Raw genomic sequence first — 15,317 nt, 5'->3', positions numbered from 1 at the left:
TGCAAAGCAGAAATAACACATCGAATTGGTCGTATAATTATAAAAAAGAAAAAAATAATAAAAAAAACTATTCCCATATCAAAGAAGTTGTGATATATTAGTAGAAAATAACTGACGTGATTGGTTATTTTGGAGGAGGGAAATTAAATAATGAAAAAGAATTGGTTTGCAAAAGCTGCCGCTTCTGTAACATGCTTAGCTATGTTAGTTGGATGTGGTAGTGGTGGATCAACTGGTGCTAATGAGATCACTATCAATTTAGGAGCAGAACCACCTGAAATGGATTCTATTTTAACAACATCTGCAGGATCAATGAACGTTTTACGTCACTGTGTTGAAGGTTTAGTTAGCTTAGATGCCAATGATAAAGCTGTACCTGGTATGGCAGAAAGCTGGGATGTATCAGATGATCAAAAAACTTATACATTCCATTTAAGAAAAGGAGCAAAATGGAGTAACGGAGAAGAAGTTACTGCTGAAGACTTCGTATTTGCATGGAATCAACATTTCAATGCAAGAACTGGTGCACCTTATGCATCAACTTGGATGACTAAAATTGCAGGGGCTGAAGATATTTTCAATGCAACTGCTGAAAAAGTAGATCCAAAAGATGAAAAATCAGATTACAAGATGGCTGAGGCAGATATTCCTAAATATATGGAAGAACATGCTGGATGGAAAGCAGTAGATAAATATACATTCCAAGTAACATTTACTGGCCCATTCCAATACGCTGTTGTATTGATGGCATTCCCATCATTCTTCCCAGTAAATAAAAAGGCTTATGACGCAGCTGGTGGAAACAACAACTATGGTACTGATGCTGATAAATTAGCATATAATGGTCCATTTACAATTACTTCATGGGCTCATGAAGACAGTATTGTCTTAGAAAAAAATCCAGATTACTGGAATGCTGAAAATATTAAATTAGACAAAATCACTATGAGAATGATCAGTCAAGAAACAACTGCTATTAATGAATTTAATAATGGTTCTATTGATATGATTGGTTTAACTGGTGATAATATTAAACAATTTGAAAATGCTCAAGGATTTGATGATGGTGGAGCTTGGTATTTTGAATTCAATTCAAAAGTCAATCCATTTAACAATGCTAAAGTTCGTAAAGCTTTAACTTTAGGTGTAGATGCTCAAGCAATGATTGATACAATTGTAAAAAATGATTCCAAAGTAGCAACTACATTCACACCACCAGCAGTAGCTCAAGGTGAATTTACTGAATACTGTGGTGATCTTTTCAAACATATCACTAATAATGATTACAGTGAAGCAAAAGCATTATTAGAAGAAGGATTAAAAGAAGAAGGATTAACACTTGCAGAATTCTCACCAGAATTACTTTGTGATGATTCAAGTGCTGCAAAACAACAAGCAGAATTCCTTCAAGCACAATTAAAAGAACATTTAGGTGTGACTCTAAATATTAGACAAGTCACTTACAATGCAAGATTAGATGCAATGGATCAAGGTGATTTCGAAATCGTATTCGCTGGATGGTCACCAGATTACAATGACCCAATGACTTATCTTGATATGTGGGTAACTGGAAATGGTAATAATCATGGTAAATGGTCTAATGCTGAATATGATAAGATTATCAAAGAAGCTTCTCAAATTGCTGATAAAGAAGCATATTATGCTAAATTAAAAGAAGCTGAAGAAATCTTAGCTGAAGAATGTCCAATTGGATTCATTTATGATAGACAAACAAGTTATGTAACAAGCGATAGATTAAAAGGTGTTATTAGAACTGCATTCCAAGACATCAATTTAAACTATGCGTATGTTGAAGAATAGTCAAATGTAATACTGATATTTTTTGAAAAAAGATGGGCTATATAATATTGTCTATATAGCCTTTCTTTATTTTAATGTAGAGAAAAATGTCTAGAAAGGTGTGAATTTATGAAAAAGTATGTATTAAAAAGACTTATATATGCTCTAATCACTATTTTTGTCCTTCTAGCATTGACATTTGTAATGATGCATATGCTACCGGGTGACCCGTTCAATACTGGTAAAGCAATGAGTGAAAGTACAAAACAGGCTTTACGTGAGTTTTATGGGTTAGATAAACCTTTGGTAGAGCAATTTATTATGTATGTTAAAAATGCTTGTATAGGCGATTTAGGTGTATCTATTAAATATAATAGACCTGTTATGGATATTATCTTAGATACATTCCCAGTTTCATTCCAGTTAGGGATGTTCTCATTAATTTTTGCAGTTATTGCAGGAGTGGCTCTAGGGGCAATTGCAGCTATTCGTCGAGGAAAAGCTGCTGATACTATTGCTATGACTTTATCTGTTATTGGAGTTTCAATTCCTAGTTTTATTGTTGCAGCGTTACTTCAATATTTTATAGCATTAAAGTTGAATCAGCTGCTGGGAACCCAGATTTTTGCGATTACAGGATGGGGTAATTTGAATCAGATTATTTTACCTGCTTTGGCATTGAGTTTCAGTTCACTAGCAACAGTTTCACGTTTAATGCGTACAAGTATGCTGGATGTTTTAAGTTCTGATTATATCAAAACAGCGAAAGCAAAAGGATTGTCAGAACGTCAGATTTTATGGAAACATGCTTTAAGAAATGCAATTATGCCAGTTATTACGGTTTTAGGTCCAATTGCGGCTGCTGTATTAACAGGAGGATTTGTTGTTGAAAATATCTTTAATATTCCTGGTATGGGGAAATTCTTCGTATTGGCTATTAAAGAAAATGATTATACGTTAATTGCTGGAACAACATTGTTCTATGGCGCATTCTTAATTATCGCTGTATTAATTGTCGATTTATTATATGGTGTTATTGATCCTCGTATCAATCTAGCAAGTGAAAAGGAGTAGTGTAGAATGAAAAAGAAACAAACATTAAAACAAGAATTCGTTCCAGAAGAAGCATTATCTCCAGATTGTCATGTTGATGCAGCGGATTTTGAATGGGTTGGACAAGATAGTGAGAAAATGCAATCTATTACACGTCCAAGCATTAGTTTCTGGAAAGATGCATTTTCAAGAATTAGAAAAGATAAAGTAGCGATTACATTTTTGGCTATTTTAGCCGTGATGGTTATTTTAGCGATTATTATTCCAGCTGTTTACCCATACAAATTTGATATGACAGATGATCTTCATAAACATGTAGGTATGTTTTTCTCTGGTGATGGTCACTTCCATCTCTTTGGAACTGATTATTTAGGTAGAGATATGTTTGCCAGAATTTGGCGTGGAGCACGTATTTCATTATTTATTGCATTTGCTGCCGTTATTATCAACGTTATTATTGGTGTTATTTATGGTGGTATTGCAGGATACTTTGGTGGTATGGTTGATAATATTTTAATGCGTATCGCTGAAATTATTAATGGTATTCCATACTTATTGATCGTTATCTTATTAATGGTTATTATGACTGGTGGGGTATTTACAATTATCGTTGCTTACTCGCTTGTCGGTTGGGTAGGAACCGCCAGATTAGTACGTGGTGAAGTCATGCGTTTAAAGGAACAGGAGTTTGTTGTTTCTGCAAAAAGTATGGGTGCTTCTTCTGCACGTATTATTAGAAAACATTTAATTCCAAATATTTTATCTATCATTATTGTTAACTTAACATTAGCAATCCCTAATGCTATCTTTACTGAAGCATTCTTATCTTTCTTAGGTTTAGGGGTACCTTTACCAGAAGCTTCATGGGGAACTTTAGCAAATGATGGAATTCAATATTTCCAACAATATCCTATTGAATTGATTATTCCTGCTATTTTCATTAGTATTACAATGTTAAGCTTTAACTTATTGGGTGATAAGCTTAGAGATGCTTTTGATCCTAAATTAAGGAGGTAACGGATAATGGCAAAAGTATTAGACATCAAAGATTTATATGTTTCATTCGACACATATGCTGGAGAAGTACAGGCTGTAAGAGGTGTTTCTTATTCTGTGGATGAAGGACAAGTTCTTGCAGTTGTTGGTGAATCTGGTTGTGGTAAGAGTGTAACTGCTCAAACAATCATGAAATTAAATCCTATGCCTCCTGCACGTATCAAATATGGAACTTTAACTTTAGGTGATATTGATATTATTAATACACCAGAAGAAGACATGCAAAAAATTCGTGGAAAAGAAGTGAGTATGATTTTCCAAGATCCTATGACATGTTTAAATCCAACAATGAAAGTTGGTAAACAAATTGTTGAAGCAATTGTTCATCATCAACATTTATCTAAAGAAGAAGCACAAAAAAAAGCTATTGAAATGTTGAAATTAGTACAAATTCCCAATGCTGAAGAAAGAGCTAATCAATATCCTCATCAATTTTCTGGTGGGATGCGTCAACGTGCAATGATTGCAATGGCTCTATCATGTAATCCAAAATTATTGATTGCTGATGAACCAACAACAGCATTAGATGTAACAATTCAAGCACAGATTATTGATTTATTAGATGATATTAGAAAGAAAACAGGAACAGCAATTGTTTTAATTACTCATGACTTAGGAGTTGTTGCTTCTTTAGCAGATAAAATTGCAGTTATGTATGCAGGAAAAGTTGTTGAAACGGGAACTGCAAATGATATTTTCTATAATCCATCTCACCCATATACAAGTGCATTATTAAACAGTTTACCTAAACACGATACAAATAAATCTGATAAATTATCTTCAATTCCAGGAACACCACCTGATTTATTAGATCCACCAAAAGGTTGTGCTTTTGCATCACGTTGTGAAAAATGTATGAAGATTTGTCAAAAGAAACAACCACCTATTTTCAAATTAAATGATGGTCATGAAGCTTCTTGCTGGTTATTGCATAAAGATTGTCCATCATCTCAAGGAGGAAAATCATAATGGCTGATGAAAATATTTTATTAAAAATTGATAATGTTTCTAAACATTTTAGAGTCAGTGGAGGAATTTTAAAGGCTGTTAATGGTGTAAGTCTTGAAATTAAAAAAGGGGAAACTTTAGGTTTAGTTGGTGAATCTGGTTGTGGTAAATCAACATTAGGTCGTGTTGTTATGGGAATTTATGAACCTACAAAAGGTAAGATTGTTTATAATGGAAAAGAAGTTCATATTAATAATGCAAAAAATCGTTTAGCGTATGCAAAACATGCACAGATGATTTTCCAAGATCCATATGCGTCATTGAATCCACGTATGACAGTTGAATCAATTATTGCTGAAGGTATGGAAATTCATGGAATGTACACACCTGAAAAAAGAAAACAAAGAGTTCATGAATTACTTGAACTTGTTGGTTTAAATAAAGAACATGCAAACCGTTTCCCTCATGAGTTCTCAGGTGGTCAACGTCAACGTATTGGTATTGCAAGAGCACTGGCTATTGAACCAGAATTCTTAGTATGTGATGAACCAATCTCTGCTTTGGACGTTTCTATCCAATCACAGGTTATTAACTTATTAATTGATTTACAAAAGAAATTAGGATTAACATATTTATTCATTGCTCATGATTTGGATATTGTAAAATATATTTCTGATCGTATTGCAGTTATGTATTTAGGACATTTGGTTGAATTGGGTTCTAGTGAAGAAGTTTATTCTCACTCTTTACACCCATATTCAGAAGCTTTATTATCAGCTGTACCAATTCCTGATCCAAACTTAGAAAAAGAGAAAAAACGTATTATTCTTGAAGGAGATGTTCCAAGTCCAATTGACTTACCAGCTGGATGTCCATTTGCTGGTAGATGTCGTTATGCTACTGAAGAATGTAGAACAACAAAACCAGAACTTGTTGAAGCAAAACCAGGACATTTTGTGGCTTGTCATCATCCTGTGAAAAGATAAAAAAAGTTTATGAAAATTCATAAACTTTTTTTATGCATAAAATTGTGAAATGATTTGAATGTTTTCTTCTGTTAATGTAAATGAAGGGATAATGATTGTAACAGACTGATTATGTAAAAGTGTTAATGAAACAATTTCATCATCATAATACCCATATAATAATGATCCATCAATAACAGCATGATTTCCAGCATATAAACTTGGTAAATCTTTTATTTCAGTAAATCTTTGTTTGGCTTTTTCTGGAGATGGAAATTCAAATTCTTTGATATAAAGGGCTTCGTTTCCATCTTTTGCTTCTTCTAATGAAATGTATGTATGTGGGATAGTAAAACTTGAATAAGTTTGACTTGAGAAAGATGTTTCCTTATCAATTTGAAAATCACTTAATTGAATGACCTGATGCTCTTGTTGATGGAATGATTTTTGATTGAATACATCTTCAATTAATCCACCAAAGATAAGAATAATTGTTAGTAATGATAAAATGAAATAAACGATTCTCATTGACTTGAGTGTTTTTAAAGAAAAGTGAGGTATTCCATTTTTGAGTTGATGATGCATTGTACTCATTTGATGAAAACTAAAGTAATTTCTAAAAATGGAAGTTATAAAAAGGAGAAGGATACCAATATAGGCAAGTGTAATTCCATAACTCGTAAACTTATCAAAACTGGCATTATATAAATACTGAGAAAATAAGGTTAAAGCAACGAGAGATATAAAAAATCCAATAAATGAAAGAATTTTAAATGAACCAGTTGCTATATCTTTTTTATCTTCCCAAGAAAAAGGAAGGTCTTTTTGTTTTTTAGAAACAAAAACAAACATATGATGTTTTGCATAAATAGGTTGATATCCTTTTTGTTGATATTTTCTAGCAAAAGCATCTTTATCTTTTTGACGTTCTATTTTTGTAGAACCGATAGTTTTGTGAAAATCTATATGATAATAAACAGGATAATCAACTTTATTAAAGATTGTAACGAATGATAGTTCTTGAGTTATGTAACCCTGTTGACCAAGTTTATTAAGTTTGGTTTGTAATAATTCATATTCGTATGGTTTATAGTTCATAATCATAAATTTCATGGTTGTGTAACCTCCTTAATGGGCTTATTATATCAAAGAGATAATCACTTGTCTATGAAAGAAAAAAAGCTCATGATGAGCTTTTATAATTGAAGTAAGAATTGTGTATAAGCTAAGTAAGCTTCATAAACATCGACTTTTGATACAATTTCATGAGGAGCATGCATGTTTAAAACAGCAATTCCTGCATCAATAACATTCATATCATAATTTCCTAAGATGTAGGCAATAGTACCTCCACCACCTTGATCAACTTTACCAAGTTCAGCAGTTTGGAAATGAATACCGTTTTGATCCATAACATTTCTTATTTTAGCAAAGTATTCAGGATTAGCATCATTGCTACCACTCTTACCACGAGCACCTGTATATTTATTGAAAACAATACCATTTCCTAAATAAGCAGCATTTTTAGGATCATTCACTTCCTTATAAAGTGGATCAAAACCAGCACTGACATCACTTGATAACATCATAGAATGAGCTAAAGCTTTTCTAACAGATAAGAATGTATCATCACCACATAAGTGTAAGATTTGAGCAATTGTATTTTCAAAGAATAAAGATTGTGCACCAGTTGCACCAACACTACCAATTTCTTCTTTATCTACCAAAATACAACAAGATGTATATTGTGGGATTTCCTGAATATCTAAAATAGCTTTTAATGATGTATAAGCACATACACGGTCATCATGACCATATCCCATTACCATACTTCTATCTAATCCATAATCTCTGGCTTTTCCACTAGGAACAACTTCTATTTCAGCACTTAAGAAATCTTCTTCTTCAATATCATATTTTTCTTTAAGAAGTCTTAAAACATTCGCTTTCACAGCATCTTTTTCAGTATCTTTTAAAGGAATGCTTCCTAATGTTACATCTAAGTTTTCACCTTCAATGACTTTAGCAGCAGTTTTTTGTAATTGATCAGCAGATAAGTGAATCAATAAATCAGTGATACCCACAACTGGATCATGATCATCTTCACCAATCACAACATCTACCTTTGTTCCATCTTTTTTAATCACAACACCATATAAAGATAAAGGAATAGTCACCCATTGATATTTTTTAACTCCACCATAATAATGAGTATCTAATAAAGCAAAACCATCACTTTCATAAAGAGGATTTTGTTTTAAATCTAAACGTGGTGAATCAATATGAGCACCTAAAATTCTCATTCCATCAGTTAAAGGTTTTTCACCCATAATAAATAAAGCTAAATTTTTATCTTTATTGATAACATAAAATTTATCACCAGCTTTTAAGCTCTGTAAATCTTGAATATCTTGAAAACCAGCTTTTTGAGCTAATTCAACAGATTCTTTAACACAAGCTCTTTCTGTTTTACTTGAAGATAAAAATGCTTTGTATCCTTCATTAAAATCCATAACATCTTTATACTGATTATCTTTATATTTATTCCATGCATTTTTTGCGTACATTTACATTACCTCATTTCTTTCAATTATTTTTAATAGAACTTCTACTTGTTTTTTCATCATTGTGATAGATACATATTCAAAAGGTCCATGAAAATTATATCCACCAGTTCCTAGATTTGGACAAGGAAGTCCCATATATGTGAGATTAGCACCATCAGTTCCTCCACGAATGGGAACAGCATAAGGTTCAATACCACATTCTTTCATGGCTGCCATAGCGTTATCTACAATATACATATGTTGTTCAATATGTTCACGCATATTCAAATAGTCTTGTTGAATAGTGACTTTGATCATATCATACCCATATTTTTGATTGAGAAAACTAGCAATATTTTCAAAATCCTGACATTGTTTTTTCGCTAATGCAAGGTCATGATTTCTAATGATATACCCCATGATTGTTTTTTCACAATTACCTTGAATATCATGCAAATGATTAAAACCTTCATAACCTTCAGTATATTCTGGTCTGGCATGAACAGGTAACATCGCATCAAATTCTTGAGCAATATGAATAGAATTAATCATCGCATTTTTAGCACTTCCGGGATGAATGCTTTTTCCTGTAATTTCAACAACTGCACTAAAAGCATTAAAGTTTTCATATTCAATTTCAGCAATATTACCTCCATCAATTGTATAGGCATAATCTGCTTTAAAACCATCTATATCAAAATTTTCAGTTCCTCTACCCACTTCTTCATCAGGCGTAAAGGCAATTTTAATATCACTATGGTTGAATTCTGGATGATGATAAAGGTATTCAGCCATACTCATGATAATCGCAACACCTGCTTTATCATCTGCACCAAGTAACGTTGTTCCATCCGTTGTGATTAAATCATGATGAATGACATTCAACAATTCAGGGAACTCATGAGGATCAAGATATAAGTTTTTTTCTTGATTTAAACAGATTGTATCTCCCTGATAATCTCTAATGACCTGTGGTTTTACATTTTGTCCAGAAGCATCTGGTGATGTATCCATATGAGCTACAAATCCAATGGCTGGACCATGATGCTCTCCACGAGCTGGAATTGTTCCATAAACAATACCACTTTGATCTAAACGTGCATCTTCAATACCAATCTTTTTCATTTCTTCAACAAGATACTTTCCTAATTCTAATTGTTTCATAGAAGAAGGTGTTGTTGAAGATTGAGGATCAGATTGTGTATCAAAACTAATATATTTCAAAAATCTTTCTTCTATATTCATTCATCGTCCCTCGCTTTCTGTTTATTATTATACATGCATTTGTTTAAATAATCCATGATTATGATATAATTAAATAGGTATAGGAGGAAGAAAAAATGAACCAGATTATCAAAGAACTTATAGAAAGAAAATCTGTTCGTGCTTATCGTGATGAAAAGATAACTTTAGAAGAAAAGAATATGATTTTACAATCAGCTATTCAAGCTCCAACAGCTGGAAATATGGCACTCTATTCAATCATTGATGTTCAAGATCAACAACTTAAAGATCAATTGGCTAATACTTGTGATCATCAGCCTTTTATCAGTCAGGCACCACTTGTTTTATTGTTTTTAGCAGATTATCAAAAATGGTATGATATGTATTGTGCCTATCATGATGAAGACTTTAAACTTGAAGAAGCTGATATGATATTAGCTCTAGAAGATGCGATGATTGCAGCTCAAAACGCTGTTATGGGAGCATGGTCATTAGGTATTGGTTCTTGTTATATTGGGGATATATTGGAAAACTTTGAAATTCATCAAGAACTTTTTGATTTACCAAAATATGCTGTACCTGCGACACTTGTTGTTTTTGGAAAACCAACACCACAACAACAAAATCGTCAAAAACCACCACGTTTTGATATCAATGATATGGTGAGTGTAAATACTTATCATCATAAAAGTATGGATGAAACAAAACAAATGTTTATCAAACAAAGTGGAAGAAGTGAACAACAATTACAAAGCTATATTCAAGCTTTTGCAAAAAGAAAGTTTTTTGCTCAATATCATCAAGAAATGAATCGTTCTGTTCGAAAAATCATTGAATCATGGACAAAATAAAAAACAGACAATTTTGTCTGCTTTTTAATCAAATTTTTTAATCGTTTTATCCGTAATTTCAATATGGTTACGATATAAAGAAATATTAACAACACGACTTCCAACAGCATAAATTAAAGCCATGCTTGGTACAGCAATCAATAGTCCAAAGAAACCAAAGAGATTTCCAAAAATAACTAATGAAAGTAAGACATATAATCCAGAAATACCAACGGCTCCACCGACAACGCGAGGATAAATGATATTAGCTTCAAACTGTTGAATAATCACAAAACAGATTGTAAAGATGATTGCTTGAGTAGAATTGATAGCTAAGACAAGGATAAAGCCAACCGCAAAACCAAAATATCCTCCAAACATTGGAATTAAACTGGCAAGTCCAATAATAAAGGCAATCAATTCTGGAAAAGGAAGTCCTGTTATTTTAAAACCAACATACATTAAAAACATTAAAATACAGCTTTCTAACAACTGACCAGAAACAAAACCATTAAAATAATGATTAGCTTCGGCACCAATATCAAAGATGACTAAGGAACGATGATAACCAAAGAGAAAAGTAACAATTTTCTTTAATTGTCTAAGATGTGCTTCTTTATTGGCTAGTAAATAGATTGCCATAATAAAAGATGTAATTGTATTAATAAAAACACCAAAAATACCAATAGACTGGAAGATAATGTTAATACCAGCATTTCCTAACAGATTTCCACTTTGTGAAAGTAGATGATTCAAATCAAGATTTGTCAGTGCTTCTTGAATAGAATCATAGTTAATCGCATAATTAATGTTAAAATGAGCTAGTGTGTCATTAATCATTGTCACTAAACGATCAGCATAATTAAAAATATTTGTGATAATTAAAGCAATACTTTCACCAAGTCTAGGAATAATGAATGAGGAAAAGAGAATAATTAAGATAATAGCTAATAATAATGTTGTCGCAATACTTAAACCTCTTTTTAAACCATGACGTTTTATTTTCTTACCATACAAATGTTCGATATTACGCATAGGGATATTTAAAACAAATGCTATGATTATCGCAATATAAAATGGTGTTGCAAGAGATAATATATCACTTAGCATAGAAAATACTGTTTCATAGTTAAACACAACAAATGCTAATATAATAGCATAAGTTAAATAGAAAATTGTTTTGTTATTTTTAACGATTTGGGTTTTGTCAATCATAGATTCACCTTCTTTTATGTTTACTATCATAACACAATTATATATAAAAGTGTAGCTGATTGTTTATGATATCAAAACATGTTAAAATAGATAAAAAGTAAGGAGGAATTGAAAATGAAAGCTGCAGTTTTATTTAAAGATGGATTTGAAGAATTAGAAGCATTAAGTGTTGTAGATGTTTTAAGACGTGCAAATATGACATGTCAAATGATAGGGATGGATGCTTTGTCAGTGACAAGTTCTCATGGTATTGAGATAAAAGTTGATCAAATGTTTGATGAAAGTGTTTATGAAGCTGATATGGTTGTGTTGCCAGGAGGATTACCGGGAGCGACTTCACTTCGTGATGATGAAAGAGTTATTGATATTTTGAAGACATTTAATCAACAAAAGAAATGGATTGCTGCCATTTGTGCAGGACCTATTTCATTAGAAAAAGCAGATGTTGTTGCAGGAAAAAAATTTACATGTTATCCAGGATTTGAAAAAGAAATCCCTTCAGGGATTTATCAGGATGTATTAGTATGTTGTGATCAGAATATCATTACTGGACGTGGACCAGCTGCTGCTTTAGAATTTGCTTATACTATTTTAGAAAAACTTGGTCAACCTTCAAAAGATATTCGTGAAGGTATGCAGTATCATTATTTAGTGAAATAAAAAACGACTTCTTTCATAGAAAGTTGTTAGAAATGTGGAATCATCATTTCAATTTCATATTCAAAGAATTGTTCTTGGAAATAGACATAGTGTTCTATTTCTTTTTTTGTATAGGTTTTTGATGTAGGAGCAACAACCCATTTATCTTCATTATCATTGAAACGATGAATAATCGCAATGACTTCTCCTGTAAAATGAGATAAAGGTGTATCAATACCAATGACATAAGCATCTTGATACTCTCCATCACCACCCATGATTCCTTCGATGTATCCATAGTTAATAGGATAATATAGATTTTTATGTTGAGGGTGAAAACTACCCATAGGACGATCAATAGTCACGGTAACTTGCATAGTTATTCTATAAATGAGCGACTGATAATCGCAAATTCATCTTGACTGGCAAGATGTTTCTTTTCCATTTTTTCTAAGGAATCATCAAAATCTTTCGCAACTTGTGGATCAAATGCCATAGCAGGGCTTTCATAATAAGTCCATGAGTGATGATCTAAAACATGAGGCACTAAAGTTTTCACCAGCAAGGCAGTAGGATATTTTCCATTTTCCAGACTGACATGTAAATCTTTACAACTTTGAAATCCAAAACGAACATATGTTCGAGGATGTCCCATAATCACAATGGTATCATATCCAAGCTGATAGGCTTCTTTCATTGAATGTTCAATCAGTCTTTTTCCATAACCCTGTTTTTGATATTCAGGTAAAATGCAGACAGGACCAAAAGTGAGAACAACTTTTTCATTTTTATTTTCATCTATAAGCTTTGCTTTGGTATACATGATTTGACCAATAATTTTTCCATCTTTTTCTAAAACAAAGTCTAGTTCATGGATAAAATCTTCATGTTGACGTATAATATGGGCTAAATAATGTTCATAACATCCGGGCATATAAACATTATAAAAGGATTGTCTAATGATATTTTCTACGGTTGTGTAATCATCAGGTGTTTCATGACGGATTGTTATCACTTGTTTGTTTCCTCCCTCAGTTGATTTATTTTTTTAATAATAACATAGCTACAACAAATAATAATAGCCCCAATAAGAGCAATCCCACTATATATGGGCATCAGATAGGAGAGTACATATTCATCTCCACCTACAATAAGAAATGATAGAATATAAGATAAAAAATAAGAGTTCAAGATAAACAACCCTATAAAAGATCCAATTCCAATGATAATAACTTTTTCACTTTTTAACATAACAGTCCCCTTTACATATTTTTGACGAAGGCAAGAGTCCCTTCTTGATTATAATCTGGCTGATACGTAAAACCATCAATATTGAGTGTTTTCAATTCATCCAATGTTTTGATCTCATTTAAAATCATTTGATTTAACATTTGACCTCTGGCTTTTTTGATAATCATAGCGTTTCTTTTCGTTTTCCCATGATCGTTGATAATGAAATCTATAAAATAAATATGAGGATGTCTTAACATATTGGTAAATTCTTTAGAAGCTAAAGAAATAATGAAATCAACTTGTTCAAAATATTGATATAAAGGTGTATACCAATAATCATATAAGTTGATATGATCAGGTTTCATTGTCATATCTAAACGATAAGGCGTTATTAAAGTATTGTATTTTAAAACACCATAGTAAGCATCTAAAATACATAAGTGTTCAGATAAGTAGTCTTGATGATTCATATAAGATGCTAATTCAAGTTGTTTAAAAACTGTTCCTTGATAAAAAGCTAAAGCAGGATGAGCAGTCTGTTCATCATGAAAATACTGATAAACTTGAGTTGCCTGTTTATAAGATATTTTCATGAGCTGACATAACTGTTCATCATTATATTGTTTTAAAATGTTTGTAAGATATTGTGTTTCTTCTTGAAACAAAGGTTCACTACCAACAAAAGGAACCTTTTGATATTTCATTGTTTTACTTGGGGCAATGACAATTTTCATATTATTTCACCTCGAGATTATTATAAAGTATTTAATGTCTTCGATAAAGAAATATGTTATAATTTTGCAGGGTGATAATGTGAATACAATTGTAATCAATAAAATATTAATGCATATGCTGGATTTTGAACATCGTAAGATTTATCATTCTACTGATTTTGTAGACATGAATGAAACATCTATAGATTATTATCGTAAAAAAGTAGAGAAAGCCTTAAATTCTCCTTCTTTAAAAGAATTAACGGTTGGTTCTTTACATGAGATGATGTTAAGAAGTGAAAAAATGATTGAAAGTCAAGAAGAATTTATCAAACAGGCTCATGAAATGACGGACAAATTATTTGCTTTAGGCTCAGTGATTGAAGAAATGCCTAACAGTAATGTTTTATTTGTAGATTGTTATAAAAACGGGGAAAGATATGTCGGTGCTTTAAAACTGAATTATCGTTATATTCCCATGAGTGTGATTGATGAAAACAATATTCGTATTACTAAAAAACAGGTTTTACCAACAATGGGTTCACCGGTAGATGAAGCGATTATTGTGAATGTGGATGCGAAAAAGTTATTTTTAATTGAAAAGAAATATAACATTGATGGGAAATTGGATTTTTATTTAAATGCACAGTGGATTAAAGGTGAAGAAAAGCTAACAGATAAGCAGAAAATATCAACCATGAAAAAAGTTGTGAGAAAGATGGATGATATTTATAATGTTAATGATGGAAAAGCGTTGCCTTTAATGAAACATGAAATACAGGAAAAAATTGATACTAATCAACCTGTTAAACCTTTAGAAATTGTCAAAAAGGTATTAGAAAAAGATGGACAGGCACAAGAAGAAAGTGAAATTATGATGAAAGACTTAGGAATTGGTGAAGAAGATCAGATTGAAAGTTTATCATTAACAGCTATGGATAAATGTAAACTGGTATTAGATGATGAAATTGAGATTAGTTTACCAATTGAGGAATATCTATCTGGTGATAAGGTGGAAAAGGTTAAACAGGAAGATGGAACATATTCTATTTTATTAAAAGATGTTAGTGAAGTGATTGTAAAGTAATCTAAATG

Annotated in this window: 16 protein-coding genes; 8 read left to right on the top strand and 8 right to left on the bottom strand. The window is 31.7% G+C overall.

The window, feature by feature from the left end; genetic code table 11:
• Positions 1-150: 150 nt before the first annotated feature.
• The 5 genes from KEC48_RS09335 to KEC48_RS09315 all read left to right on the top strand — a co-directional run bounded on the left by KEC48_RS09335 (position 151) and on the right by KEC48_RS09315 (position 5,843).
• Complete coding sequence (locus KEC48_RS09335) at positions 151-1,821, top strand: peptide ABC transporter substrate-binding protein (protein ID WP_211962044.1); 1,671 nt, start codon at positions 151-153, stop codon at positions 1,819-1,821.
• A gap of 108 nt (positions 1,822-1,929) precedes the next feature.
• Complete coding sequence (locus KEC48_RS09330) at positions 1,930-2,874, top strand: ABC transporter permease (protein WP_087357738.1); 945 nt, start codon at positions 1,930-1,932, stop codon at positions 2,872-2,874.
• A gap of 6 nt (positions 2,875-2,880) precedes the next feature.
• Positions 2,881-3,870, top strand: a complete 990-nt coding sequence (locus KEC48_RS09325; protein WP_211962043.1) for an ABC transporter permease — start codon at positions 2,881-2,883, stop codon at positions 3,868-3,870.
• A gap of 6 nt (positions 3,871-3,876) precedes the next feature.
• Positions 3,877-4,878 carry an ABC transporter ATP-binding protein gene (locus tag KEC48_RS09320; RefSeq protein WP_164483491.1) on the top strand — a complete coding sequence of 334 codons (1,002 nt, stop codon included), beginning with the start codon at positions 3,877-3,879 and terminating at the stop codon, positions 4,876-4,878.
• Positions 4,878-5,843 carry an oligopeptide/dipeptide ABC transporter ATP-binding protein gene (locus tag KEC48_RS09315; protein ID WP_087244505.1) on the top strand — a complete coding sequence of 322 codons (966 nt, stop codon included), beginning with the start codon at positions 4,878-4,880 and terminating at the stop codon, positions 5,841-5,843. Before KEC48_RS09320 ends, KEC48_RS09315 begins: the two co-directional genes overlap by 1 nt.
• A 30-nt stretch (positions 5,844-5,873) precedes the next feature.
• Here KEC48_RS09315 and KEC48_RS09310 read toward each other — a convergent pair whose 3' ends face one another.
• The 3 genes from KEC48_RS09310 to pepT all read right to left on the bottom strand — a co-directional run bounded on the left by KEC48_RS09310 (position 5,874) and on the right by pepT (position 9,613).
• The gene (locus tag KEC48_RS09310) at positions 5,874-6,935 is read right to left on the bottom strand and encodes a hypothetical protein (protein ID WP_211962042.1); all 1,062 of its coding nucleotides are present in this window, start codon (positions 6,933-6,935) and stop codon (positions 5,874-5,876) included.
• 83 nt (positions 6,936-7,018) lie between these two features.
• Positions 7,019-8,389, bottom strand: coding sequence for an aminopeptidase (locus tag KEC48_RS09305; protein WP_211962041.1), 1,371 nt, complete (start codon positions 8,387-8,389; stop codon positions 7,019-7,021).
• Positions 8,390-9,613, bottom strand: a complete 1,224-nt coding sequence (gene pepT, locus KEC48_RS09300; RefSeq protein WP_211962040.1) for a peptidase T — start codon at positions 9,611-9,613, stop codon at positions 8,390-8,392.
• A 95-nt stretch (positions 9,614-9,708) separates the two neighbouring features.
• Here pepT and KEC48_RS09295 point away from each other — a divergent pair, with 95 nt between their 5' ends.
• A complete protein-coding gene (locus KEC48_RS09295) occupies positions 9,709-10,443 on the top strand; it encodes a nitroreductase family protein (protein WP_087357743.1) in 735 nt (244 codons plus the stop codon).
• Positions 10,444-10,467: 24 nt separating this feature from the next.
• Here KEC48_RS09295 and KEC48_RS09290 read toward each other — a convergent pair whose 3' ends face one another.
• Positions 10,468-11,637, bottom strand: a complete 1,170-nt coding sequence (locus KEC48_RS09290; RefSeq protein ID WP_211962039.1) for an AI-2E family transporter — start codon at positions 11,635-11,637, stop codon at positions 10,468-10,470.
• Positions 11,638-11,751: 114 nt separating this feature from the next.
• Here KEC48_RS09290 and KEC48_RS09285 point away from each other — a divergent pair, with 114 nt between their 5' ends.
• The gene (locus KEC48_RS09285; protein WP_211962038.1) at positions 11,752-12,297 is read left to right on the top strand and encodes a DJ-1 family glyoxalase III; all 546 of its coding nucleotides are present in this window, start codon (positions 11,752-11,754) and stop codon (positions 12,295-12,297) included.
• 26 nt (positions 12,298-12,323) lie between these two features.
• On the opposite strand, the gene KEC48_RS09280 is transcribed toward KEC48_RS09285, so the two are convergent.
• Genes KEC48_RS09280 through KEC48_RS09265 form a run of 4 tightly spaced genes read right to left on the bottom strand, consistent with a single transcriptional unit; the run spans position 12,324 to position 14,243 of the window.
• A complete protein-coding gene (locus KEC48_RS09280) occupies positions 12,324-12,653 on the bottom strand; it encodes an inorganic pyrophosphatase (protein ID WP_249191338.1) in 330 nt (109 codons plus the stop codon).
• A 2-nt stretch (positions 12,654-12,655) separates the two neighbouring features.
• Positions 12,656-13,291, bottom strand: coding sequence for an N-acetyltransferase (locus KEC48_RS09275; protein WP_211962037.1), 636 nt, complete (start codon positions 13,289-13,291; stop codon positions 12,656-12,658).
• Positions 13,288-13,527, bottom strand: a complete 240-nt coding sequence (locus tag KEC48_RS09270; RefSeq protein ID WP_205089458.1) for a hypothetical protein — start codon at positions 13,525-13,527, stop codon at positions 13,288-13,290. Before KEC48_RS09270 ends, KEC48_RS09275 begins: the two co-directional genes overlap by 4 nt.
• An 11-nt stretch (positions 13,528-13,538) precedes the next feature.
• Positions 13,539-14,243 carry a YaaA family protein gene (locus KEC48_RS09265; RefSeq protein WP_211962036.1) on the bottom strand — a complete coding sequence of 235 codons (705 nt, stop codon included), beginning with the start codon at positions 14,241-14,243 and terminating at the stop codon, positions 13,539-13,541.
• Between the two features lie 79 nt (positions 14,244-14,322).
• On the opposite strand from KEC48_RS09265, the gene KEC48_RS09260 reads away from it, so the two are divergent.
• Entirely contained in the window at positions 14,323-15,309 is a 987-nt protein-coding gene (locus KEC48_RS09260) for a nucleoid-associated protein (RefSeq protein ID WP_205089456.1), read from the top strand.
• The last annotated feature ends 8 nt before the right edge of the window (positions 15,310-15,317 follow it).

It is taken from the genome of Clostridium sp. C1 (assembly GCF_018223625.1).
Classification (GTDB): Bacteria; Bacillota_I; Bacilli_A; order Erysipelotrichales; family Coprobacillaceae; genus Allocoprobacillus.
Note: the sequence above shows the minus strand (reverse complement) of the source record. Positions and strands in the feature narration are given on the sequence as shown.

Coding starts and splice junctions, on each gene's coding strand:
- KEC48_RS09270 (WP_205089458.1), bottom strand. CDS start 13,527: ATGTTAAAAAGTGAAAAAGTTATTATCATTGGAATTGGATCTTTTATA.
- KEC48_RS09335 (WP_211962044.1), top strand. CDS start 151: ATGAAAAAGAATTGGTTTGCAAAAGCTGCCGCTTCTGTAACATGCTTA.
- KEC48_RS09290 (WP_211962039.1), bottom strand. CDS start 11,637: ATGATTGACAAAACCCAAATCGTTAAAAATAACAAAACAATTTTCTAT.
- KEC48_RS09280 (WP_249191338.1), bottom strand. CDS start 12,653: ATGCAAGTTACCGTGACTATTGATCGTCCTATGGGTAGTTTTCACCCT.
- KEC48_RS09285 (WP_211962038.1), top strand. CDS start 11,752: ATGAAAGCTGCAGTTTTATTTAAAGATGGATTTGAAGAATTAGAAGCA.
- pepT (WP_211962040.1), bottom strand. CDS start 9,613: ATGAATATAGAAGAAAGATTTTTGAAATATATTAGTTTTGATACACAA.
- KEC48_RS09325 (WP_211962043.1), top strand. CDS start 2,881: ATGAAAAAGAAACAAACATTAAAACAAGAATTCGTTCCAGAAGAAGCA.
- KEC48_RS09330 (WP_087357738.1), top strand. CDS start 1,930: ATGAAAAAGTATGTATTAAAAAGACTTATATATGCTCTAATCACTATT.
- KEC48_RS09295 (WP_087357743.1), top strand. CDS start 9,709: ATGAACCAGATTATCAAAGAACTTATAGAAAGAAAATCTGTTCGTGCT.
- KEC48_RS09310 (WP_211962042.1), bottom strand. CDS start 6,935: ATGAAATTTATGATTATGAACTATAAACCATACGAATATGAATTATTA.
- KEC48_RS09320 (WP_164483491.1), top strand. CDS start 3,877: ATGGCAAAAGTATTAGACATCAAAGATTTATATGTTTCATTCGACACA.
- KEC48_RS09305 (WP_211962041.1), bottom strand. CDS start 8,389: ATGTACGCAAAAAATGCATGGAATAAATATAAAGATAATCAGTATAAA.
- KEC48_RS09315 (WP_087244505.1), top strand. CDS start 4,878: ATGGCTGATGAAAATATTTTATTAAAAATTGATAATGTTTCTAAACAT.
- KEC48_RS09265 (WP_211962036.1), bottom strand. CDS start 14,243: ATGAAAATTGTCATTGCCCCAAGTAAAACAATGAAATATCAAAAGGTT.